The organism is Pseudobdellovibrionaceae bacterium, from assembly GCA_019637875.1.
Lineage (GTDB): Bacteria > Bdellovibrionota > Bdellovibrionia > Bdellovibrionales > Bdellovibrionaceae > JAHBUW01.
In genome coordinates, this window is the sequence record JAHBUW010000002.1 from 353,245 (window position 1) to 375,827 (window position 22,583).

At 58.0% G+C, this 22,583-nt stretch carries 22 protein-coding genes; 14 read left to right on the forward strand and 8 right to left on the reverse strand.

Annotated elements, in window-relative coordinates; all coding sequences use genetic code 11:
- Positions 1-71: 71 nt before the first annotated feature.
- The gene (locus KF767_04510; GenBank protein MBX3017127.1) at positions 72-452 is read left to right on the forward strand and encodes a TM2 domain-containing protein; all 381 of its coding nucleotides are present in this window, start codon (positions 72-74) and stop codon (positions 450-452) included.
- Here KF767_04510 and KF767_04515 read toward each other — a convergent pair.
- Both KF767_04515 and KF767_04520 read right to left on the reverse strand, forming a co-directional pair.
- Positions 449-655 carry a hypothetical protein gene (locus KF767_04515; protein ID MBX3017128.1) on the reverse strand — a complete coding sequence of 69 codons (207 nt, stop codon included), beginning with the start codon at positions 653-655 and terminating at the stop codon, positions 449-451. The genes KF767_04510 and KF767_04515 overlap by 4 nt on opposite strands.
- 147 nt (positions 656-802) lie before the next feature.
- On the reverse strand, positions 803-2,329 hold the full coding sequence (locus KF767_04520; protein ID MBX3017129.1) for an Rne/Rng family ribonuclease: 1,527 nt from the start codon (positions 2,327-2,329) through the stop codon (positions 803-805).
- Between the two features lie 52 nt (positions 2,330-2,381).
- Between KF767_04520 and KF767_04525 the strand changes: the two genes are divergently transcribed.
- Positions 2,382-3,437 (forward strand): type IV pilus twitching motility protein PilT, encoded by a 1,056-nt coding sequence (locus KF767_04525; protein MBX3017130.1) that lies wholly within the window; start codon positions 2,382-2,384, stop codon positions 3,435-3,437.
- Here KF767_04525 and KF767_04530 read toward each other — a convergent pair.
- Positions 3,434-3,832 carry a hypothetical protein gene (locus KF767_04530; GenBank protein ID MBX3017131.1) on the reverse strand — a complete coding sequence of 133 codons (399 nt, stop codon included), beginning with the start codon at positions 3,830-3,832 and terminating at the stop codon, positions 3,434-3,436. The genes KF767_04525 and KF767_04530 overlap by 4 nt on opposite strands.
- A gap of 47 nt (positions 3,833-3,879) precedes the next feature.
- On the opposite strand from KF767_04530, the gene deoC reads away from it, so the two are divergent.
- The 6 genes from deoC to KF767_04560 all read left to right on the forward strand — a co-directional run bounded on the left by deoC (position 3,880) and on the right by KF767_04560 (position 10,143).
- Positions 3,880-4,554, forward strand: a complete 675-nt coding sequence (gene deoC, locus KF767_04535; protein MBX3017132.1) for a deoxyribose-phosphate aldolase — start codon at positions 3,880-3,882, stop codon at positions 4,552-4,554.
- Complete coding sequence (locus KF767_04540; GenBank protein MBX3017133.1) at positions 4,554-5,873, forward strand: thymidine phosphorylase; 1,320 nt, start codon at positions 4,554-4,556, stop codon at positions 5,871-5,873. Before deoC ends, KF767_04540 begins: the two co-directional genes overlap by 1 nt.
- A 98-nt stretch (positions 5,874-5,971) precedes the next feature.
- A complete protein-coding gene (locus KF767_04545; protein MBX3017134.1) occupies positions 5,972-6,403 on the forward strand; it encodes an NfeD family protein in 432 nt (143 codons plus the stop codon).
- Between the two features lie 13 nt (positions 6,404-6,416).
- Positions 6,417-7,337, forward strand: a complete 921-nt coding sequence (locus KF767_04550) for an SPFH/Band 7/PHB domain protein (protein MBX3017135.1) — start codon at positions 6,417-6,419, stop codon at positions 7,335-7,337.
- A 4-nt stretch (positions 7,338-7,341) separates the two neighbouring features.
- Entirely contained in the window at positions 7,342-8,718 is a 1,377-nt protein-coding gene (locus tag KF767_04555; protein MBX3017136.1) for an FAD-dependent oxidoreductase, read from the forward strand.
- A 180-nt stretch (positions 8,719-8,898) separates the two neighbouring features.
- The gene (locus KF767_04560; protein MBX3017137.1) at positions 8,899-10,143 is read left to right on the forward strand and encodes a S8 family serine peptidase; all 1,245 of its coding nucleotides are present in this window, start codon (positions 8,899-8,901) and stop codon (positions 10,141-10,143) included.
- 36 nt (positions 10,144-10,179) lie between these two features.
- On the opposite strand, the gene KF767_04565 is transcribed toward KF767_04560, so the two are convergent.
- Positions 10,180-10,929 (reverse strand): hypothetical protein, encoded by a 750-nt coding sequence (locus KF767_04565; GenBank protein MBX3017138.1) that lies wholly within the window; start codon positions 10,927-10,929, stop codon positions 10,180-10,182.
- Between the two features lie 166 nt (positions 10,930-11,095).
- Here KF767_04565 and KF767_04570 point away from each other — a divergent pair, with 166 nt between their 5' ends.
- The 5 genes from KF767_04570 (at position 11,096) to KF767_04590 (ending at position 16,625) form a co-directional block, all read left to right on the forward strand.
- Positions 11,096-11,587, forward strand: a complete 492-nt coding sequence (locus tag KF767_04570; GenBank protein MBX3017139.1) for a hypothetical protein — start codon at positions 11,096-11,098, stop codon at positions 11,585-11,587.
- Positions 11,588-11,709: 122 nt separating this feature from the next.
- Complete coding sequence (gene asnS / locus KF767_04575; protein MBX3017140.1) at positions 11,710-12,999, forward strand: asparagine--tRNA ligase; 1,290 nt, start codon at positions 11,710-11,712, stop codon at positions 12,997-12,999.
- 19 nt (positions 13,000-13,018) lie between these two features.
- Positions 13,019-14,578, forward strand: coding sequence for an acyl-CoA carboxylase subunit beta (locus tag KF767_04580; GenBank protein ID MBX3017141.1), 1,560 nt, complete (start codon positions 13,019-13,021; stop codon positions 14,576-14,578).
- A 10-nt stretch (positions 14,579-14,588) separates the two neighbouring features.
- Positions 14,589-16,088, forward strand: a complete 1,500-nt coding sequence (gene accC, locus KF767_04585; protein MBX3017142.1) for an acetyl-CoA carboxylase biotin carboxylase subunit — start codon at positions 14,589-14,591, stop codon at positions 16,086-16,088.
- 9 nt (positions 16,089-16,097) lie between these two features.
- Positions 16,098-16,625 carry an acetyl-CoA carboxylase biotin carboxyl carrier protein subunit gene (locus KF767_04590; GenBank protein MBX3017143.1) on the forward strand — a complete coding sequence of 176 codons (528 nt, stop codon included), beginning with the start codon at positions 16,098-16,100 and terminating at the stop codon, positions 16,623-16,625.
- A 28-nt stretch (positions 16,626-16,653) separates the two neighbouring features.
- Here the strand turns inward: KF767_04590 and tatC are convergent, their stop codons facing one another.
- From tatC to KF767_04610, 4 genes are all read right to left on the reverse strand, one after another.
- Positions 16,654-17,421, reverse strand: coding sequence for a twin-arginine translocase subunit TatC (tatC, locus tag KF767_04595; protein ID MBX3017144.1), 768 nt, complete (start codon positions 17,419-17,421; stop codon positions 16,654-16,656).
- Positions 17,418-17,822, reverse strand: coding sequence for a twin-arginine translocase TatA/TatE family subunit (locus KF767_04600; protein ID MBX3017145.1), 405 nt, complete (start codon positions 17,820-17,822; stop codon positions 17,418-17,420). Before KF767_04600 ends, tatC begins: the two co-directional genes overlap by 4 nt.
- A gap of 54 nt (positions 17,823-17,876) precedes the next feature.
- A complete protein-coding gene (locus KF767_04605; protein ID MBX3017146.1) occupies positions 17,877-18,503 on the reverse strand; it encodes a hypothetical protein in 627 nt (208 codons plus the stop codon).
- A gap of 242 nt (positions 18,504-18,745) precedes the next feature.
- Positions 18,746-21,361 (reverse strand): insulinase family protein, encoded by a 2,616-nt coding sequence (locus tag KF767_04610; protein MBX3017147.1) that lies wholly within the window; start codon positions 21,359-21,361, stop codon positions 18,746-18,748.
- 17 nt (positions 21,362-21,378) lie between these two features.
- On the opposite strand from KF767_04610, the gene hemW reads away from it, so the two are divergent.
- Positions 21,379-22,575, forward strand: a complete 1,197-nt coding sequence (hemW, locus tag KF767_04615) for a radical SAM family heme chaperone HemW (GenBank protein MBX3017148.1) — start codon at positions 21,379-21,381, stop codon at positions 22,573-22,575.
- Positions 22,576-22,583 lie beyond the last annotated feature (8 nt).

Consider the following 22,583-nt stretch of genomic DNA (forward strand, 5'->3'; position numbering starts at 1 on the left):
CCGCCTCCCCGAAAATTTTAGTGAGTTGCGCAGTTCCGCGGCGAAGGCTAGGTTTCCGCGCGGAGGCATTCATGAGCACGCACAGCACCTTCGTCGGCTACATCCTTTGGATCTTCGGCTTCACCGGAGCCCACCGGTTCTACTTTGGAAAACCGATCAGCGGGACGATTTACTTCTTCACGTTCGGGCTGCTGCTCGTCGGCTGGATCATCGATCTGTTCCTGATTCCGTCCATGGGGCGCGAAGCAGACCGCCGTTACCGCACGGGGCCCAAAGACTATACGCTCGCGTGGATCTTCCTGACCTTCTTGGGGATGTTCGGCGTCCACCGGTTTTATCTCGGGAAATGGATCACCGGCCTGATTTGGCTTTTGACCGGTGGTTTGTTTTTGGTGGGATACCTCTACGACTATTGGACGTTGAACGGCCAAGTCGACGAGGCAAATCGCTAACGCGTGCCCGCGCCATGGCGGACCGCCGCGCCCCCACCCGTACTCTCGGGGGCGTACTTATCGGCGACGTGGTAAAAACCGCGATCGAGTTCATTCTGTGACCAGCCCGGAAAACCGCGCGCGTTCATCGCGTTTTGCAGCTTCGTCATCCGCTCCTTCAACTTCAGGAACTGCGCCTCGGTTTTGATGTACTTGGCTTTCATGCAGCCTTTTTCCGAGTTGAACTTCCCCTGCGCGTCTTCCCCACCGCATGAACGAGGATGACGCGCATGTCTCATTATCGACGAAATCGGACACGGGCACGCAACTGAAATGTTCGCGAACCCGTCGCCCGTCCCGACCTGAGACACTTAGATGATGAAGATCTCGTACTGCTCGACGTGGTAGTTCGGCTCGATCTTGAAGGTCACCGAGCGGCCGACTTTGGCTTCGATGAAATTCAAGGTCTCCCCTTCGACTTCGTAGATCCAGTCGACGATCGAGCTGTGGCAGTGGACCATGATGTTCGCTTTCTTCTGCTGCTCGATCTTCGGCAAATCGCGTTCGAGTTCGCGGAAAATCTCGTTCGCGACCGTCGACTTGCGTTTCAGGTAGCCCTTCCCTTCGCAATAAGAGCAGGGTTCGCATAACGTTTTGATCAGACTCGGGCGGATGCGCTTACGGGTCATCTCGACCAGACCCAACGGCGACATCGAAATGATGTTCGTACGCGCGCGGTCGCTGTGGAGCTCTTCTTCCAGCGCGGTCAGGATCTTTTCGCGATGGGAGTCTTTTTCCATGTCGATGAAGTCGATGATGATGATTCCGCCGCAGTTACGGATGCGCAGCTGATGCGCGATCTCGCGTACGGCTTCGAGGTTCGTCTTCAGGATCGTGTCCTCAAGATCTTTTTTACCGACGAAACGGCCCGTGTTCACGTCGATCACGACGAGGGCTTCGGCTTCATCGACGACGATGTAACCGCCGGACTTCAGCCAGATCTTGCGATCCATCGAACGCGAAATCTCGAGGTCGACGTCGTACATATCGAACAGCGGTTTACGCTCTTCGTAGTGCACGATGTTCTGTTTGTATTTCGGCATCAGCTGGGACACGAATTTGACGACTTTTTTGTGAACTTCGGCGTCGTCAACCCAAACGACCGACACATCTTCGTTCATCAGATCGCGGAGCGCGCGCAGCTCGACGTCCAACTCTTGATGGACGGGACCGATGCCCTTTTTCTTTTCGTAGCTCTTCAAAATCTCTTTCGCCAAGCGATCGAGATATTCGACGTCGTTACGCAAGGATTCGTCGGGAGCGGCTTCGCCCGCCGTACGCACGATCACGCCGCCGGACGGGTTGATCTTTTGCACGATGGAACGCAGACGTTCGCGTTCGGCTTCACTTTCGATCCGGCGCGAGATCCCCAAGTGGCGAACCGTGGGCAAATAGACGACGTAACGACCGGGCAACGAGATGTGCGTGGTCAGACGCGCGCCCTTCGTGCCGATCGGATCTTTCGCGACCTGCACGAGGATGTGTTGTCCCTCTTTCAAAAGCTCCTGAATGGGAGTTTTCGGAGGCTCGGGCAGATGGTGATCTTCGTCGTCATGCAGACTTTGGCCGCGCTCGTGACCGCCCTCGCCGTCGCCAAAACCTTCGTCCAGGTCACCGCGAATATCGCCGACGTAAAGGAAAGCGGCCTTTTCCAGACCGATATCCACAAAGGCCGCCTGCATGCCCGGCAGGACCCGAATGACCTTTCCACGGTGGATCGTCCCGACCAAGGTCGGGGAGGTTTTGCGCTCAATTTTGAAGTCGGTCAGCGTCCCGCCCTCTACGTAGGCCACGCGGGTTTCGTTAGGACGGCAATTGATGAGGATTTCTGCGGACATAGCTTAAGCCTTCTGTGATTTCGACCGATGAGTGTCTTGAAGGAAGTGATCTATGGCAAGTGTCGATGAGCTGCTTAAAATCATGCGTGAACAGGATGCGTCCGACCTTCATGTGACCAGTGGCGCGCCCCCGTTTCTGCGACTTCACGGAAGCATGGTTCCGTTGAGCAACTTTCGGGATCTTTCCAACCAAGACGTACAGGGTCTTCTATTCGAAATCCTGAGTGAAAAGCAAAAGAAACAGTTCATTGAAAAATGGGAACTCGATTTCGCGTATCAGATCCCAGGCATCGGGCGTTTCCGGGTGAATATGTTCATGCAACGCCGTGGACTTGGCGCCGTATTCCGGATCATTCCCGAAAAAATCAAAACGGCGGAAGAGCTCGGTCTGTCCAAAGGCATCATGGATCTGATCGATTGCGACAAGGGACTCGTGCTCGTCACGGGCCCCACCGGTTCCGGTAAGTCGACGACGCTCGCCGCGCTGATTCACCACATCAACGCGAGCCAAGATCTACATATCATCACGGTGGAAGATCCCATCGAATTCGTGCACCAGAACGTCAAATCATTGGTGAACCAACGTGAGGTCGGGACGCATACGAAGTCTTTCGCGAACGCGCTTCGCTCGGCTTTGCGTGAAGATCCCGATGTCATGCTCGTCGGAGAGATGCGTGACCTCGAGACGATTTCGCTCGCCTTGACGGCGGCGGAAACCGGTCACTTGGTCTTCGCAACTCTGCACACCAACTCGGCCGCCAAAACCATCGACCGTATCATCGACGTCTTCCCTGAAGGACAACAGCAACAGGTTCGCACCATGTTGGCCGAGTCGCTCCGTGGCGTCGTCGCGCAAACGCTCTTCCGCCGCGCAGACGGTCAGGGACGGGTCGCGGCCCACGAAGTCATGCGCTGCAATCGCGCGATCTCGAACTTGATTCGCGAAAACAAGATTCACCAAATCCCTTCGGCCATTCAAACCGGTGCTTCGCAGGGCATGGTGCTTTTCGAAAAATCCGTGGATGAGTTGGTCCGCAAAGGAAAGATCTCGCGCGAAGACGCGCTGACGTTCATCGGTAAGACCGACGACGTGCCCAAAGCGAGCTAGAACGACCAGGTATAAGCTGCCAAAGGGACCGCCGCCGGCGGTCCTTTGCTTTTGGGCGCTTCGGCGAAGAGCGAAAGCTCCGGCCGGGGGGGCAAAGCCATGGCCATATCCGAAGGCTCCATCATGACGTAGCCCACGCCCGCGATCAGCCCCGCGCCCAAACCCGCGTAAATGTTTCCCGTATGGTCTTGGGGACGACCGTAAAAGCTGAGTGTTGAAAGTCCCAGCACCGCCCCGCCCAGTCCGCAGAAAATGACCGTCGCCACACTCCGACGCACGCCCTGCAGCTCGCTGCTGCCTTGCGCGTTCGCGGTGTTCAGGTGGGCCAGCAACAAAGCCATGACGAGGACCAGCTTGTACGGAATTTTGTTGAGGCGCGTGTGACGTGCTGACATATGATTCAAATCCCAGCATACAGCGCCGGGGGAGGCAAGCCTTGACCATCACGAACGCGAAAGAATTGGCCCGGTTTATCGATCACACCCTGCTGAAGCCGGACGCCAGCGAAAATGACCTCCGCAAGATGTGCACCGAAGCGCGCGAACATGGCTTCTTCGGCGTTTGCGTGAACTCGATGCACGTTCCCTTCGTCGTCCAAGAGCTCAAAGGTTCGAGCGTGCAGATCGTTTCGGTCATCGGCTTTCCATTAGGCGCCATGGATACCCGCGCGAAAGCCTTCGAGGCCGAGCTCGCGTTGAAAAATGGCGCGCGCGAAATCGACATGGTCATCGACATCGGCGCGATGAAAGAAAAGAACTTCAACCGCGCCGAAAAAGACATCGCCGCGATCGCCGCCGTTTGCAAAGACCACACACTGAAAGTGATTTTGGAAACCGTCTTTTTGACGGACGAGGAAAAACGGATCGCGTGTACTTTGACCCGCAATGCGGGCGCGCATTTCGTGAAAACCTGCACCGGTTTCGCCGGCGGGGGCGCCACGATTTCGGATATCGCCCTCATGCGGGAAGTGGTTGGAGCCGATTTCGGAGTGAAGGCCAGTGGCGGCATCAAAACCACCGCCGCCGCCATCGCACTGATCGACGCGGGCGCGACCCGCTTGGGCACAAGCTCGGGCGTCGCGCTGATTCAAGGCCAAGCCGCGGGTCCGGGTTACTGATGGAACCCCTTCTTCCCGCAAAATTCATTCGCCGCAAACGCGACGGTCAAGAGCTCGGCGACGCCGAGATTCAGGAATGGATCAAGGCGTACACCGATGGCACCGTGACGGACTATCAAATGTCGGCCTTCCTGATGGCGGTCTACTTTCGCGGAATGACGAATACCGAAACTCTCGCGATGGTGAAGGCGATGATGGCCTCGGGCGAAGTTCTGACTTGGCCGGGTCATGATCTGTTCAAGGTCGACAAACATTCGACCGGCGGTATCGGCGACAAGACGAGTTTGATCTTGGCCCCCATCGTCGCGGCGGCCGGGCTGGCCGTGCCGATGATGTCCGGCCGCGGCCTGGGACATACCGGCGGCACCCTCGATAAACTGGAATCGGTCCCCGGCTTCAATACCCAAACCACATTGCCGGAGTTTGATCGGCTGGTTCGTGAAAATCGCATGGGTATGATCGGTCAGACGACCGCGATTTGTCCCGCCGATCGGAAGATGTACGCCCTTCGCGACGTCACCGGAACGGTGGAAAGTCTGCCGCTCGTCTGCGCGAGCATCATGTCGAAGAAACTCGCCGAAGGAATCGACGGCTTGGTTCTCGATGTGAAGTACGGCAATGGCGCCTTCTTCAAAGATCAAGAAAAGGCGCGGGAACTTGGCAAGGCCCTCAAGGCGATCGGCACCCAGTACGGCAAAAAAGTCGTCGTGCTTTTGACCGATATGAACCAACCTCTCGGCGCTTTCGCCGGCAATGCCTTGGAAATTTTCGAATGCCACGAGATTCTCAAAGGCGCGACCCGACCCGGCGCGCGCGGCCAAGACCTGTACGCCGACACCCGCGCATTGAGCCTCGAGCTCGCCGCGCAGATGCTGCAGTTGGGTCGCCCCGAGATGAAAATCGAAGCCTGCCGCGCGGAATGTGATCGTATCCTGAAATCCGGCGAAGCGCTGAAAGCATTCGAGCTCATGTTGTCCGCCCAAGGCGGGCGCCTCGCCGAGCTTCCCCATGCGGAACATCGCCACGTGGTCAAAGCGCCGCGCGCGGGATATATTCACGCCTTCGAAACGGAAAAGATCGGGTACCTGAACGTCGCGCTCGGCGCGGGACGCTTGAAAGTCACCGATACGATCGATCCCGTTTCGGGTATGGAATTCCACGCCAAAGTGGGCGACCGTATTGAAGCGGGCGAGGCCCTCGTGACCGTTTACGGTCGCGACGCCGAAAAACTCCGCGCCATCGAGAATGACGTGACCGCCGCGATTCACATCGGTGAAGCGGCTCCCTCCGCGAAGCCCTTGATCCTGGCCACGCTTTAAGTTCGTTTCGATTGAACGATCTCTTCACCAAGAGCGATCACGTCGCAGGTCGCTTCGGCTTGCGTGGACCGGCGGTTCGTGTTGATCTAACGATCACTATGGAACAATTTTGGATCTGGTTGATTCTAGGACTGGCGCTTATCGGTGCCGAACTGCTGTCGGGCGCTTTCGTGATTTTGTTTTTCGGAGTCGGCGCGCTCATCACGGCCGTCACGGTCATCGTCACGATCATTCCGCTCGCCTTGCAGATTTTGATCTTCGGGGTCAGCTCGCTGGCCCTGTTGATGATTTTCCGCAAACGCTTCATCAAAACCGTCTCGGAAGAAGAGAAGAAGCGCTCGCTGTCAGCCGACGTCGACACGCAACTCATTCTTTCGGAAAGCCTCGCCCCCGGCGCCGAGGCGATGGTCGCGTATCAAGGCACGCATTGGACCGCCGTGAATTTGGAAAATGAAGAGCTGAAACAAGGTACACGCGTGCGTATCGAGCGCACCGAAGGCATCAAGATTTTCGTGCGCCGCGCGCACTAAAAGGAGCACCCCTATGGAGATTTCTTTCGCACTGGTATTTTTGATCGTGGCGGTGATCTTCGCGGTGAGCGCGATCCGCATCGTTCCCCAGCAGAGCGCGTTCGTGGTCGAACGACTGGGTCGTTACTCGCGCACCATGGAGCCCGGACCGCACTTCATCGTGCCGTTCGTCGACCAAATTCGTTACAAACACTCCCTGAAGGAGTTCGTTCTCGATATCCCCGAACAGATCTGCATCACGAAGGATAACGTCTCCGTCGCGATCGACGGGGTCGTGTTCTTCCGTATCGTGGATCCGTTCAAAGCCACCTACGGGATCAACAACTACGCGCAGGGTCTGGTGCAACTGGCGCAAACGACCTTGCGTTCCGAAATCGGTAAATTGGATCTGGATCGCAGCTTCGAAGAGCGTGAACATATCAACCGCGCCGTCGTCATGGCCGTCGAAAACGCGACCGAGCCGTGGGGCGTGAAGATCCTGCGTTACGAGATCAAGTCGATCACTCCCCCGCGCGACGTCCTGGAAGCCATGGAAAAACAAATGCGCGCCGAGCGTGAAAAACGCGCGAAAATTTTGGAATCCGAAGCGGATCGCGATTCGAAGATCAATCGTGCCGAGGGTTTCAAACAAGAAACCATCAAAACTTCGGAAGCCGAAAAAATCCGTCAGATCAACACCGCAGAGGGTGAAGCTTCGGCGATCTTCTCGGTCGCGAAAGCCACGGCCGACGGTTTGCGCGAAATCTCGCTGGCCCTCACCCAGCCCGGCGGCGACCAAGCGGCACGTCTGCGCATGGTCGAAGAGTACATTAAGCAATTCTCGGCCGTCGCCTCGGACGCACGCGCCGTGATCGTTCCCGCCAACGTCAGCGACCCGACCTCGCTCCTCGCGACGATCACGACGGCTTACGATCACTTGAAAGTAAAAGGCTAAGCAGGTGGTCTCCCGGCGCGCCCTCCTTGGGTATGGTTTGGGCGCCGCCGGCTCGCTTCTTCTTCCCGGCTGCGCGACCCGCGCCGTTCGCGGTCCCGCCGGGAAACCTCGCTCTGAATCCATCGCCATCGTCGGTGCCGGTGCCGCGGGACTCGCGGCCGCGCAAGAGCTTCGTCGTCGCGGATTTATGAACCTCTCCATTTTCGAAGCCCGAAATCGCATTGGCGGCCGCGTCCACACCCTCGCCGCCGATGACGGTACACCCTACGAACTCGGCGCCGGTTGGGTGCACGGACACACCGACAACAGCATCTACAGCCTGATGAAAGAGCGGAACTTTCCTTTGCGGCTTTCCGGAAGCAATTCCGATACGCAGCTTTGGAACGCACGCGGCCTTCCCGTCACCCGCAACGAATCACGCAAGCGCCACGCGAAATTCGTCAGGTATCTCGAAAGAATCCGTGAAAACGCAAAGGCCGAAGAATCCCTCGCGGAAGCGATCCACCGCCTGGGACCCCTACCCGATCCGTGGACGGAACACTTTTTACGCTCGAACGTCGTCGAAACCGAAGGCGCCGAACTCAATGAGCTCGCCGCTCGTGAACCCAACGCCCCCGGAGGAGCGGACGGATTCGACTTCATTCCCGGCCCGGGCTACGCCGCTTTTTTCGAAGGCGAGGCCCGCCAACTCTCCGTTCATCTGAACGTCCGTGTGGAAGCCATCGGTCTGGAGCGCGACGACGTTCGGCTTTCCATCAGTGAGAATGGCCAACCGCGCACCGAAAACTTCTCTGCCGTCATTTTGACCCTTCCCCTCGGAGTCCTCAAAGCGCGCCCGGAGATTTTTGAATTCAACCTTCCCGATTGGAAACAAGCCGCCATCAACAACATCGGCTATGGCCATTTCGCGAAAATCATTTTGCGGTTTCCCGAAGCCTTTTGGCCACCCGATGCGCGCTGGATGGAACGCATGGGCGCCGCCGACCGCATCACCCAGTTCTTCCCTTTAAGCCCCTTCACCGGCTCGAAGACTTTGATCGGAATCGCGGGCGGACGCCAGGCCATGGAATGGCAAAACGCGACCGACGAACGACTGCGCAAACACGCCACGAAACAACTTCGTCAGCAGTTCGGAAAACGCGTCCCCGACCCCGTCCAGATGATCCGCACGGACTGGAGCTACGATCCCTTCGCGCGTGGCGCGTATTCTTTTTTCGCGAAGACAACTTCCGTCACCGACTATGAAAAACTCGCCGCACCCCTGAACGATCGTCTGTATTTCGCGGGCGAGGCGACCAACGCCGCCGACTACGGCACCGTTCATGGCGCCTGGGATTCCGGCCGTCGCGCGGCCGCGGAGCTCGCGCAAAAATTCACCTAGCCTGTTGATTGGCGCCTAGCCGCTGGTCCAGTCTTTCACGCCAGCGCAATCCTAGACTGAGACGATTCCCTACCCTGACCGAAAAGCTAACCGGGCACTCGCAAACCCGCGTCCATCAAGTATTCCCGGCCGTTCATGACGAGCGCTTCGGGGGACGCGGCAGGATGCCCGGAAGGTCACATGGAAGTTCGACACTCATTGTACGCGGTGGCGTTGGCGCTCTCACTTTCCGCTTGCGGTCAAAAGTCTTCGAATACGGTATTCCCCGAATCCGTCAACCGCGCGCAATCCTGCTCGGGCGATATGATCGCCGATCAATTCATCGTGCAGTGGGAGGACGGACGCCGCAGTCTGGAGTCCGCCGCGAACGCCGAGGAATTCAAAAAGAACTTCGTCGAATCGCGCCTACCGCAAATCCGTCACGTCGAGTTCAACAAACGAATCAAACTGCATCCGGCGGTCATGCGCGCCTCGGGTGAGCTGCAAACTCAGGCTTCGAGCATGGTCAATTGGGGACAAGAGAACATCGAGGCCGCCAACGTCTGGGCGGCGGGTTACAAAGGGGCCGGAGTTCTGGTCGGTATCGTCGATACCGCCGTCGACGTTCATCACGCACAGCTGTCCGCGCAAATCGCGATCAATACCTCGGAAAAAAACGGCCGCACCGGCGTCGATGACGACGGCAATGGACTGGTCGACGATGTCCTCGGATGGGATTTTCTGGATGAAGTCCCCATGGGACAACGAAGCGTCGTGGACGCGCACGGCACGCACGTCGCGGGCATCGTGGCGGCGGATCACGCGCAAGGCCCCATTCAGGGGGTCGCTCCCGAGTCGAAAATCGTTCCCGCTTCTTTCCTGAGTGAAAATGGTGATGGCGATCTTTACGGCGCGCTGAAGGCATTAGATTACGCCGCCGCCCGTGGCGTGAAGGTCATCAATGCCAGCTGGGGTGGACCGAGTTGTTCGAAAAGCCTGCAAGAGTCGCTCAAGAAATTAAGCGATCAAGATATCGTGATCGTCGTTGCGGCGGGAAACTCGGGACTGGATTTGGATTCTTATCCCGATTATCCGGCGGCCTTCGAGACGCCCTCGCAAATCACGGTCGCGGCGCTGAAGCCCTCGGGTTATTTGGCCGGTTTTTCGAATACGAGCTTCCGCTTCGTTCATCTCGCGGCGCCGGGCGAAAGCATCTACAGCACCGTTCCCGACGATCAGTTTTATTCGATGAACGGCACCAGTATGGCGGCGCCTTTCGTAGCGGGTGCGGCCGCCGTCCTGCGTGGCGCACGACCGAACGCGACGGCCCTGCAAGTACGTCAAGCCTTGCTCGAGTCCGTCGACCGCGGCAACTACCGCGTCTCGACCCAAGGTCGCCTCAACCTCCGCAAAGCTCTGACACGTTTGTTTCAAATCGCGCCGTAAGGCACGTAAAGCAATTGCGCCGTAAGGCGCGCGTCCTCACTCGATCGAGGTGAGGTCCGGCGCTTCGGTATAGATCTTCACGCGCGAGTCATTCATGAGCGCGCTCTTCCCGCCGTCGATCCGCAATTCATTTTTCGAAAGATGGAATTCCAGTTCGGAGCGATGCTGCTCGTTCGAGATCGTGATCTTCAGCACACGATCTTCACCGCCGGCACCAAAAACCATCTCTCCTTTCAGCTTCAGAAGACCCGCGCGCAGATGTTTCGCGACGGCGCTGACTTCCAACTTGCGCGGCGTCGCCTGACCGTCCGCGAACTCCAGGTGGAAAGCGAAGTGGGAATGAATCTCTAGTCCCTCGCGCTCACGCGCGGCCGTCCGTTCGCGCACGTACATCACGTTTTCGCGAAAGCGCACGATCCCATTTTCCATGTCGACGTTCTGGTCGAAGTTGTCGACTTCGATACGAACCGGACAACCTTCACCACCGAGGGCCTCTTGGCGAAGACCGTCGAAGTTTTCGTTCATTTCAAAACGACAGACGTCGCCCAAACGCTGGCTCAGGAAACTTTGATCTTCCTGCTTTTTGAGCGCGTCGCGCGCGGGGCTCATGTGCACACCGGGCAGCGCGCTCAATGCCGTTTGCACCAGGTCGACATAGGTTTCGTTCGACCACGGAAAGGGCGTGACCGCTTTGGACGACGGCGTTTCGGGCATGCGGAAACAGCCCGAAATCAGGCTTACGCAGATCAGTCCCAGAAGGCTTCGGCCCCAAAGTTGGTTTCCCACGAGCGGTGAGATCTCCAATTTCGAGGCCACCGCCATCGTCGATACACCGCGAAATCAGGTTGTTTTCGGGGCAGTGCGCTGTCAAATCCGAGAACGCTCCCGGCAAATCCTTCATGGCCCTCATTTGCGCCTACCCCCTTGAAAGTCCCTTCGCTAAGGCCGGGGGATGCCTCATTTCATCGCGTTTCTTACGACTCTGACGTTGTCCTGCGCCGCCCTTGCGGGATTTCCCACCCAAAACCTCTCGCCGGAAAATGTGCACCGCTTCGGGCGCGGCTCGGAGTTGAATCAATTCGCGAGCTCGCTTTTGAAGCTTTCTGAAACCACCCGCGTGGACGGACGGCTGCTGATCGTCGACCTCCAAGGAGCGCGTTATCCCCTGCAGCGCCTGAAGAATTTCGAGACTCGCGCACGGATCACGGATCTCGACAATCTACGGAAAATCCGCAGCGAAGCCGGAGTTATCGTGGATGTGCTCTTCCCCTGGTTGAGTTGGACACGCTACCAATCGATCCTGGGGGACATCGCGGATTGGTCGACAAAGGACGTTAAGAACCGCCGCGTTTGGCGGATTGAGCCCCTCGAAGCCGGAACACCCCATGCGCTTTGGCTCGTGGACCTCCGGAGTGGCTGGGCACTGGTGCTGCGCCTTCCCTAAAAGCTTTAGAAAAACCGCGACTTGGCGCGGCAGAAGCGCCGCACATTCCAGTGCTTTCCCCATGCTTTCCTCGGATCGCTCGGCTAAAAATCGAGTCTTCTTTCAATTCGAGGAACCTACCCATGCGTTACTATATCGACGAGATTTCGAAATACGTCGGCCAAGAAGTTGAGCTCAAAGGATGGGCTTACAACACCCGCTCTTCCGGAAAAGTGAAGTTCCTGGAAATCCGCGACGGCACGGGCATCATCCCCGTCATTTTCTTCCGCGGTGAGTGCGACGATTCCGCGTTCGAAGTTTTCGAGAAAATCACTCAAGAGACCTCGGTGAAGGTGACCGGCATCGTCCGCAAGCACCCCAAACACGAAAACGTCTACGAGCTCGGCGGTAAAACGGTCGAGATCATCGGCGCCTCGCCCGATTACCCGATCACCCCCAAAGAACACGGCACCGACTTCCTGATGGACAACCGCCACTTGTGGCTGCGCTCGAAGCGTCAACACGCGATCTTGCGCATCCGTTCCGAACTCGTTTCGGCGATCCGCGATTTCTTTGACGGTCGCGGCTTCACGCTGACGGACTCGCCGATCTTCACGCCCGCCGCGTGCGAGGGAACCTCGAACCTGTTCGAAACCAAATACTTCGACGAAAAAATGTATCTCTCTCAGTCGGGACAGCTCTACGCCGAGGCGACCGCCGCCGCCCTGGGAAAGGTCTACTGCTTCGGCCCCACCTTCCGCGCCGAAAAGTCGAAGACCCGCCGCCACCTGATCGAATTCTGGATGGTGGAACCCGAGGTCGCGTTCAACGATATGTACGACAACATGGAGCTCGCCGAGCAGTTCGTCGAGTACATCGTTCAGCGGACCCTGAAGAATCGTCCCGAAGAGTTCAAAGTCCTGGAGCGCGACACTTCGAAACTGGAAGTGATCAAAGGCTCGTTCCCCCGCCTGCACTACAAAGAAGCGGCGGAGCTCGTGGCGAAGCACAACCCCGAATTCAAAATCGGCGACGACTTCGGTGCTCCGGACGAAACGATCATCTCTTCGCAATTCGATAAACCCGTTTTCGTTCACCACTACCCGGCGGCGATCAAAGCCTTCTACATGAAGGAAGATCCCAAAGAGCCCGGCTACGCGATGGGCTGCGATCTGCTGGCGACCGAAGGTTACGGCGAAATGATCGGCGGCGGTCAGCGCGAAGATAATCTCGAGATTTTGACTCGCAAAATTAAAGAGCACGATCTGCGCGAAGAGGACTTCCGCTGGTACATGGATCTGCGCCGCTACGGCACCTTCCCGCACTCGGGCTTCGGCTTGGGCCTGGAAAGAACCGTCGCGTGGATCTGCGGACTTCCGCACATTCGCGAAACACTCCCTTTCCCCCGTCTGTACGGACGCAGCTACCCCTGATATCTAAGGAGAATTTTCCATGGAAGAAATGACGACCGAATCACGCATTCGGGACCTCGATCAGCGCAACGAAGGCGCCATGCAGGGCGGCGGCAGCGCACGCCTCGCGAAGCAAAAGCAAGGCGGACGCCTGACGGCGCGCGAGCGCTTGGATATCCTGCTCGATCCCGGCTCTTTCGTTGAGATGGACCGTTTCGTCACCCACCGCTCGTCCAACTTCGGTATGGATAAGAACCGCGTTCCCGGCGATGGCGTCATCACCGGTTACGGACGCGCGAACGGCAAGCTCGTGTACGTTTACTCGCAAGACTTCACCGTCATCGGCGGATCGATGTCGCGCACGCAGGCGAACAAGATCTGCAAAATCATGGATCTGGCCGCGAAGAACGGCGCACCCATCGTCGGCTTGAACGACTCGGGCGGCGCGCGGATCCAAGAGGGCATCGAGTCCCTTGGCGGCTACGCGGACATCTTCACCCGCAACGTGATCAACTCGGGCGTCGTCCCGCAGATCACCGGCATCATGGGCCCGTGCGCGGGCGGCGCGGTCTACTCTCCCTCGATCACGGATTTCGTGTTCATGGTGCAGAAGACCTCTTACATGTTCGTCACCGGCCCCGACGTCATCAAGACCGTCACCCATGAAGAGGTGACGAAAGAAGACCTCGGCGGCGCCGAAACCCATTCGCAAAAATCGGGCGTCGCGCACTTCGCCTGCGAGGACGACAAGCACTGCTTGCTGATGATCCGCGAGCTTCTCAACTTCCTGCCTTCGAACAATGTCGACGATCCGCCGGTGCTTCCCGTGCAAGACCGCCCCGATCGTTTGTGCGAGTCTTTGAACAAGCTGATTCCCGATAATCCGAAGAAGCCTTACGACATGCTGGCGCTGATCACGGAAGTTGTGGACGAGCACTACTTCCTCGAGATTCACAAACATTGGGCGACGAACATCATCGTCGGCTTCGCGCGCCTGAACGGCCGCCCCGTCGGCGTCGTCGCGAACCAACCGCAGATTCTGGCGGGTTGCTTGAACATCGAAGCCAGCCGCAAGGCCGCGCGCTTCATCCGCTTCTGCGACGCTTACAACATCCCGATCGTCTCTTTCGTCGACGTCCCCGGATTCCTGCCGGGAACCGATCAAGAGTGGAACGGCATCATCACTCACGGCGCGAAGCTGCTTTACGCTTACGCCGAAGCGACGATTCCGAAAGTCACCTTGATCACGCGCAAGGCCTACGGCGGCGCCTACATCGTCATGGGATCGAAGCTTTTGCGCTCCGACATCAATTTGGCTTACCCGACGGCGGAAATCGCGGTCATGGGTGCCGAAGGGGCCGTGAACATCATCTTCCGCGAAGAGATCGCGAAAGCGAAAGACCCCGCCGCCGAACGCGCGCGGCTGATCAAGGAATACGAACAGAAGTTTTCGAACCCTTACGTTTCCGCCGAGCTGGGTTATACCGATGAAGTCATTGAACCCGCTTTGACCCGTAAACGTCTGATCGAATCGCTCGAGATGCTGAAGAATAAACGCGATGTGAACCCGGCGAAAAAGCACGGGAACATCCCCCTCTAAGGAGCACGGTATGTTCAAAAAGATTTTGATCGCAAACCGTGGCGAAATCGCGATCCGGGTCACCCGCGCTTGCCGCGAACTGGGGATCAAGTCGGTCGCGGTGTTTTCGGACGCGGATCGCGAAAGCTTGCACGTCTTTCTGGCGGATGAGGCCTATAACATCGGTCCCGCGCCCAGCCGCGAATCCTACCTGAACGTTTCGAAGATTATCGACGTCGCGAAGAAGTCGGGTTGCGACGCCATTCACCCGGGTTACGGTTTCCTTTCGGAGAACGCGTTTTTCCTGCGCGCTTGCCGGGATGCCGGAATCACGTTCATCGGACCGACTCCGGAAAACATCGAAGCGATGGGCGACAAGCTGTCGGCCAAAGCTCTGATGAAAAAAGCGGGCGTACCGACCGTACCCGGAAGCGACGGCGCCGTCGACACCGTCGAGCAGGCGGCCGCGATCGCCTCGAAGATCGGCTTCCCGGTCATCATCAAGGCGTCCGCCGGCGGTGGTGGTAAAGGAATGCGCGTGGTGCGCGCCGCGGATGAAGTCGACAGCGCCTTCCGCGCCTGCCAATCGGAAGGCCAGAACTACTTCGCCGACAAACGCGTCTATATCGAAAAGTTCGTCAACGATCCGAAACACATCGAGATCCAAGTTTTCGGCGATAAGCACGGCAACGTCGTGCATCTGTTCGAGCGCGAGTGCTCCGTCCAGCGTCGTCACCAAAAGGTCATCGAAGAAGCGCCCAGCCCTTCGGTTCCCCCCGCGGTGCGGATCAAGATGGGCGAAGCCGCCGTGCGCGCGGCGAAACAGATCGACTATATCGGCGCGGGAACCATCGAATTCATTTTCGATAACTCCACGAAGGATTTTTACTTCATGGAGATGAACACCCGCTTGCAAGTCGAGCACCCCATCACGGAACTGACGACCAACGTGGATCTCGTGAAAGAGCAAATCCATGTCGCTTGGGGCGACCCCTTGAGCTTCAGCCAGTCGGATCTGGTGCAGTCGGGACACGCGATCGAAGTCCGCGTCTGCGCGGAGGACCCGATCACGTATAAACCCAGCCCGGGCCTGATTCGCGCCTGCCGTCACCCGCAAGGTCCCTTCGTGCGCGTGGATAGCTATGCCTATCCCGGTTACGAAGTGCCGATCTACTACGATCCCATGATCGCGAAAGTCATCACCTGGGGTGAAACGCGCGAAGAGGCCATCGAGCGTATGGATCGTTCGCTGAGCGAGTTCATCTTGTCGGGGATCAAGTCGAACATCATGCTTTTGAAGACCATTCTGAGGCACGAAAAGTTCCGTGATGGCTCGTACACCACGCAGTTCTTGGAAAAGAATTTCGAGGTCATCGAACCCACGATCTTTACCGAAGTGAACGACGACGTGTTCCTGATTGCCGCGGCCATCACCGCGTACAACGACCGGAAGTCGAAGGACGTGCGCCAACTCAACACTCTGTCGAAGTGGCGTAACATCGGCCGCAAGATGCAACTGCGGTTGCCGTAAAGGATTGCCATGTATTTTGAAGCCGAGCTGAAAGGCCAAAAATTCAAAGTCGACGTCACCGAAAACCGGAATTCGTGGAAGATCTCGATCCAGCGCGAGCAAGATCCGTGGGTCGCCTACGATATCTCGAAGAAGGACTACCAAAAATCGGAGTCCTACTTCAGCTTCCTGTTCAAAGGCGTCAGCTACATGATGGACGTCATCGGTCAGGATACCGAATATACCGTCTTCACGCGGAATTCGTTCCGCACCGTGAAGATATTTAACGACGAAATGCTTCTGCATGAATCTTTGAAACGTGGCGGAGGTTTCGGCGGTGCCGCCGACCTGCGCGCGGGTATGCCCGGCAAGATCATCGAGATCTTCGTCAAACCTGGCGACATCGTGAAAGAGAACAAACCGCTCCTCATCATGGAAGCCATGAAGATGGAGAACGAAATGCGCGCCACTCGCGACGTCGTGATCAAAGAGGTCAAGGTGAAGCAAGGGGATAGCGTCGAATCCGGCGCGGTTCTCATCAAATTCGAACAGGCTTGAATGAAAAACCCGGGGCTTCCCGGGTTTTTTATGTCCGGGGACGCTCGTCCGCAGGCTCTTCCGCTTTTTTCTCGAAAAAGCCGACGAAGAAGATCGAGATCTCAAACAAAATGTACAGCGGGATCAGTAGCGTGAACATACTGATCGCATCCGGCGTCGGCGTCAGGATCGCCGATGCGATCGCCAGGATCACGACCATGTAGCGACGATTCTTGCGCAGGAAATCCTGGCTGACGAAGCCCAACATCCCCAGGATGACGATGATGAGCGGCAGCTCGAACGCGAGTCCGAACACCAAAAGCATCGTCGTGAAGAAACTCAGATAATGATCGATCGTGATCATGGGCTTGTCGGTTCCATCGCCGAACATCATCAAAAAGTCGAACGCCGCCGGCAACGCCAGGAAGTACCCAAAGACGACACCCGCAATGTACAGAACCGAGCCCGAGAAGATGAACGCGAGCGAGTACTTCTTCTCTTTTGCGTAGAGCCCGGGGGCCACGAATTTCCAAGCTTGGTAAAGCCACCACGGTGTCGCCACAATGAAGCCGCAAAAAACCGCGACCTTCAAATACGCGATGAATTTATCCGCCGGCGCGGTGAAGACCAGGCCGCCCCCCTGGAGGTGGCGCTCGATCGGCGCGCGAATGTAGAGCATGATCTGCTCGACGTAGTTGTAGCAGATGATCGCGCCGATCAGGATTCCGTAGAGCGCTTTGATGATACGAGTGCGCAACTCTCGCAGGTGTTCCGTCAGGCTTTGCTGGCTTTCCGCGAGATCCTCTTGGCGACTCATGATTTTTTCGGATCTTTCTCGTCGTCGTCGAGATTCATCGAGGTCTGACCCTCTTCATCCGTCGGCGGATGACCAAGACCGTTGGAACCGGTGACTTGGACGGGCTCGTGGTTGTCCTCCAGAAGCCCCGCGTAGGGATCGTGCTCTTCGTGTTCGGGTTTTGCGTTGGCCAGATGGGCCGGCGGTGCGATTTGGTTCGGCGCGGGCTGATCGCGACGCGACTCCAGCCACTCGTCGAAGTTTTGCGGAAGACCGGATTGCTGTTGGAAATCTTTCTTCAGGTCGTCGGTGCTGCGCTTGAGATCGTTCATGAACTTGCCCACGTTGCGCGCAACCGCGGGAATCTGATCCGGTCCGATGAAGATGAGGGCGATCACCGCGATGATTAACATCTCGGACATTCCGATACCAAACATAGGATTTAGCCTATACCCGGGGGACGGGGCTGTCCAGGTTCAGTCCTGCTTTGAAGCTTTCAGCTGATCGCGGGTCAGGGGCACGACCCCATGTTCGGCGAGCTGCTCGCGCGCGAGCTCGGAGCCCGTTTTTAGGTAGCGGTCGTACAGGCGCAAGAGGCTCTGGTCCGACTGCACCATGGAGCGTTGGCTGATGTAGGCCAGGACGTCCACGAACTCATGAAAGCGTTTCGAGTAGATGCGGTAGACTTCGGCAACCTCGGCTTCGTTCACGCTGTCGGCCAGCCAGCCATAGGCCGCGCCGCCCATCTCCGCATAATAATCGACGTCGACGAGGCTGCGCTCGAGCGAATCCCCGAAGAAGCCGCTGATGTACAACGAACGATCGCCGAGTTTCTTGAGCAGATCGAATTTTTCGGGCGATTTGCGCTGGCCGGCCTCCAAAAACATCTCGGCCAAGGTCGGCGAGCGGCCCCCTCCTTCGGTGGCGAACAAATTCGTCGCATGCAAGTAGTGCTCGAGCAAATCCACAAGGTAACGTTCACCGAGCGGCGAAACGCGCACCTGACGTTTCTGCAAACTCTCACTCACGATCTCAACGAAGTAATCGCGCGAGCTGACCAGCAATGTGGATTCCTGCGGGGATTTCCCGGCTTTCAGTCCCATCTTGCTTCTATTTTATCCTGGCCACGGTCCGGGGTGCGGAAAAAAGTCCGATTTCCAGACCTCGATCTCAATCTGAGATAACCCCACCTACTACAACCGATAAGGTAGCCTCTACTTTCCAGAAGGTAGCTGCTACCTTCCGGAAAGTACCACGTACCGCGTGCGGTACCACGTACCGCGTGCGGTACCACGTACCGCGTGCGGTACCATCTACCCTGCGCGGCAGGGTAGATGGTACCCTACTAGCCGGCGGCCTGTTCCAGGGCGCGGGGGCCGACGACCGAGACGACCGTGGGTTGGCGGAAGATTTGGCGGGCGAGGTCGCGGATCTCTTGGGCCGTGACGGCTTGGTATTTGGCGGCGCTGGTGAAGGTTTCGTTGTAGTCCATGCCGTAGAGGTCGTTGAAGAGGATCGCTGCCGAGATGGAGCTTGCGCGCTGCAGGTCGATGTCGTGGCGACCGATGATGTAGCGCTTCGCGCGTTCGAGTTCGTCCGCCGGGACGATTTCTTCGCACAGGCGATCGAACTGCTCGTGCATCATGCGAAGCGCGGTTTCGGTTTTGCCCGGAGCGCAGCCGATGTACGCGCCGAAGTAACCGCCGTCCAGACCTTCCATCCGCAAAGGCGACACGCTGTATGCCAGCGAGTTTTTATCGCGCAATTCGAGGAAAAGGCGTCCGCCCTGCCCCGCCAGGATCGACTGAATGATCTGTAGAGCGTAGCGGCGATCGTCGAACATCGTCAGACCCGGAAACCCGCACACCAGGTGGGTTTGCTCTTTTTCGACCTTCTCGAAAACCGAAACCGCCGAGGTCGGATACACGATCGCCTTCGAATCCGGCACCAACGCAATCGGCGCTTTTTTGCCAACCGCGGCTTCGTAGGCTTGCACCCAGGAGTCGACATCGGTCGCCCCGCAAATCGCGATGGTTTTCCTGCGCTTCAGGAAATTCGCGCTCCACCAGTCGCGCAGATTCTCGCGCGTCAGCGATTGCAGGCTGGCCATCGTGCCCAGTCCGTCACGGCTATACGCATGCGCGCCGAACATCCCTTGCGCGAAAAGCTGCATGCAGATCTGCGCGGGGTTGTCCTTCTTCGCCTGGATCTGGTGCTGCTGAATCTGACGTTCGCGGTCGATCACTTCCTGCGGGAACGTGGGCTGAGTCAACATTTGCGCCCACAGCTCGGTCATCGGCTGAATCGCCGAAGACAGAACGTCCACACCCATCGAGAGCGAATTTTTACCGCCCATGGGACTCATGCCCGCCGCGAGGCCTTCAATCTTGGTCGAAATGTCGAGCTCGGTCAGCTCGGGCGTTCCGCCCATCCACGCGCGCGTGACGAGTTCACACAAGCCGCCTTGGTTGGCGGGCTCGGCGCGCATTCCGCTCATCGCCGCAACCCGTACGGAGACGACCGGAGTATCGAAAGAGGGACGGTAAAGGACGCGGTCCCCGTTCGCGAGTTCGATCAGCTCGACCTCGGGCGTCCGGTTCTGCGCCTTGAAGCGCGGAACCGCCGCATGTTTCACCTTCACGACCTTCGCTTTTTTCTTCGCCGCGGGATCTTTCAGATCTTTCTTCAAATCCGCGATGAACGTCTTCAAAGCGACCGCAAGATCCTTCGCCTTCTGTCCCTGCAGACCCGTCGCGATCGTCGCGTCGGGAAGTAGGTACTTGCGCGCGACCTTTTGCAAATCCGCCGAGGTCAGACCCCGCATGATTTTCAGATAGCGCTCGGACATCTTCACGTCGCGGAAGTGAAATTCAAGATTCCCGTACTTGCGCGCAAGGCCGTCGACGGACTCCAACGAGTAGAATTCATCACTTTGCAGATTCGTGACCGCGCGCTGAATTTCCGCGGCGTCGACACCGTCGCGGATCACGCGCATGAGCTCTTCACGGATGGCGGCGAAGATTTTTTTCGGATCCGAATCCGCGAAGCTGGTCGAGATCAGAAAGAGTCCCGCATCGGAAGGCGTGAACGTGCTGGCGCCCACGCTCTGCACGAGCGGCTCCTGCATCCGCAGCCGGTGCACCAGACGTGAAGTTTCCCCCGCGCCCAACACGAACGCGAGCAGATCGAGCGCCGGAATGTCGGCGTGCGAGATTTTCGGCACGGGCCAGCCCACGTAGGCGATGGACTGCTCGAACTTCGAAGTGTCGACCTTGATTTTCGCCTTGGTGATCTTCGGCACCTTCGGGCGCTTCACTTTGCGCACGGGATGCGTCTGCAGATCGCCGAAGAACTCCTGGATCATTTTCTTCGTTTCGGGAACTTCGAAATCGCCCGAAATGACCAGGAACATATTTTTCGGGTTATAACGTCCCTCGAAATAAGAGCGGATCGTCTTCGGCGTCACTTTACGAATGATGTTTTCGAAACCGATGACGGGCCGACCGTAGGGATGTTTACCGTAGGCGGTCGTGAACAGAAGTTGCGAGGCGTTCCGCCCCAACGAGTCCATCCCCCGACGCATCTCCTCAACGACGACTTCCCGTTCCGCGTCGATTTCGGCGGGATCGAATTCGGGATAACCCATCATTTCCGAAAGCGCCTCGAGCCCCGTACGCATGTAGGTCTTCGACAGAGTCATGTAAAAGACCGTCTGGTCGAAGGAGGTGTAGGCGTTCAGCTCGCCGCCCGAGCCTTCGATGATCTGCGCGATTTCTCCGACTTTGAATTTGCGGGTACCTTTGAACAGCAAGTGCTCGATGAAATGCGAGATCCCGGCCTCTTTCGGAATCTCGTCGGCGCTGCCCGTACGGACCCAAGCCTGTAAAGAGACCACGGGGGATTTGTGGCTTTCGATGAGCAGGACTTGAAGGCCATTTTTCAATTGATATTGCTTCGTCATGGTTTACTTTCCCCCGAATGTCGTTCGGCGTTTACTTTCATATTCCCTACTGCCTGCAACGCTGCACGTACTGCGACTTTGCGACGTATGAGCGCTCGAAGATCATGCCGACCGACGACTACGTCGAGCTGGTCAAGCAAGAGATCCGCACCCGCCGCCCGGGATTGCCTTATACGACCACCGATACGATTTATTTCGGCGGCGGCACTCCAAGTCTGCTGCGTCCCGACCAAATCATATCCCTCATTCAGGCGCTTGAAAACGAAGGACTCCGCCGTAGTCCGGGTTGCGAAATCACCATGGAGATCAATCCCGCGACGCTGAGCCCCCAGAATCTGAAAGAGCTGATGGCCTTCGGCGTGAATCGTTTCAGCGTGGGTGCGCAAACCTTCGATGACGGACTGCTCAAGTCCGTCCACCGCGAACACGACGCCCGCCAGACGCGCGAGACCTTGGGCATGCTCTCCGAATGGGGCGTGAATTATTCGGCCGACCTTCTTTTCGCGCTGCCGGGCCAGGACTTCGCGACTCTCGAAAAAGATGTCGCGGCCATGCTGGACTTTCGTCCGCCCCACATCAGTCCCTACTGCCTGACCGTCCCCGAAGGCCATGTCTTATCCAAGGGACGCCCCCTGGACGACGTGCAGCTCGCGATGTTTCGTCACATTGACGAAAAGCTGCGCGCCGCGGGCTATGAACGTTACGAAATCTCGAACTACGCACTCCCCGGTTTCCACTCGCGCCACAACTCGCTGTACTGGCAAGATCAGCCCTACTGGGGCATCGGCCTCAGCGCGCACTCGTACCTTCCCGACCTGGAGTGGGGCACCCGTTTCTGGAATGCCGCCAACATCAAAGTCTACGAAGCGCAGATCCGCGCCGCCGCCGAGGAGCGCTGGTCCACGCCCTACGCGGGCCTTCCCCCTGAGCAGCGCGAGACCCTCGCCGCCCACGAAGCCCTGACCGACTTCTGCCATACCTCGCTGCGGACCGATCAGGGCCTGGAGCTCGCCGCCTTGGAGGCGAAGTTCGGGCCCCCCGGATGTCGCCTCGTGGCGGGCCCCCTGGCGCGCCTGGTGAGCGAAGATCTGCTCCGTCGGGAGGGCTCGACCTACCGCCTTTCCCCCGAGGGCGTTTTCGTCAGCAACGCGGTCTTCCGCGAGCTCACTTTTCTGCCCGAAGAATGGTCGAAAGCCGCCCTCCCCGCGCCTTGACAGGCCCC